Raw genomic sequence first — 610 nt, forward strand, 5'->3', positions numbered from 1 at the left:
CCAAGCAAGGGTTAAACGATGTTAAGGCAGATCTGCTCAAAGAAAAGGCGGAAAGCTCCGCTAATATTGAGCAGGTAAAAAAAGAAGTCGGTGCTATCAGCTCCCAACAAACCGCTTACGAGAAATCCAATGAACAAAACCTCGCTCGGATAACCCAGCAAATGGGCGACAAAGCCAGCAAAACAGAGGTCAAACAGACTGCAGACGGGATTCGAGAGGAGATAAGCCAAATTAGTGTTGGCGGGCGTAATTTGTTGAGAGGTTCGAAAGGAGAGTTTAAACCCGACAGTAAGCCAACGGACTTTGATAATCAAACCTTGTATGTGCAATCAACCTCCATTGATTTGGTCAAAGGAGAGAAATATCTAATATCTGCTAAGACAGACGGAAATTTTACAGCTATGCATAACGGCAACAAAGAGAGTGATAATGTCGTACTCTGGTTGATGGATAAGACCATTACGAATTATCAGATTGTGTCTAATAGCAATACAGGGACGACAGGAACAGTCTTTACTTGGAATAAACCGACAGGTACTTATCATTTGCGAGTGAATACTTATCATAAAGACGCTCGAAAAAAAGTTTGGGAAGTCAAAGTCGAGCAAGG

At 42.3% G+C, this 610-nt stretch carries 1 protein-coding gene; it reads left to right on the top strand.

The window, feature by feature from the left end; all coding sequences use genetic code 11:
• Positions 1-610: hypothetical protein (locus IYQ91_RS09905; protein ID WP_229311776.1), on the top strand; the 610-nt coding region annotated here is incomplete at both ends.

This window comes from Streptococcus sp. HF-2466 (genome assembly GCF_015594645.1).
Classification (GTDB): Bacteria; Bacillota; Bacilli; order Lactobacillales; family Streptococcaceae; genus Streptococcus; species Streptococcus anginosus.